The following is a 229-nucleotide window of genomic DNA, read 5'->3' on the forward strand; positions in this document are numbered from 1 at the left end:
AATCGCTCTGCTCCTGCCAACGCTCGACCAGGGTATTACCCACCACCTGATGCACGAAACGGCCTGGATGCTCGATCTTCGCCGTGTTGCCCCAGGCCTTGTAGGTGGCCGACCAGACGATATGTCCGCTGACATCCGTCAGTTCACGCGGCGTGCCCAGGTGGTCGGTGTGGAAGTACAGGATTTCCGAAGTGCCCTGCGCCGATTCATCCTGGACCTCAACGACATG

At 59.8% G+C, this 229-nt stretch carries 1 protein-coding gene; it reads right to left on the reverse strand.

Annotated elements, in window-relative coordinates; translation table 11 throughout:
- Positions 1–229 (reverse strand): RHS domain-containing protein (locus OGL92_RS22125; RefSeq protein ID WP_263148046.1); only part of this gene is annotated, 229 nt, incomplete at both ends.

The sequence above is a fragment of the Pseudomonas sp. RIT-PI-AD genome (assembly GCF_025642785.1).
Taxonomy (GTDB): Bacteria; Pseudomonadota; Gammaproteobacteria; order Pseudomonadales; family Pseudomonadaceae; genus Pseudomonas_T.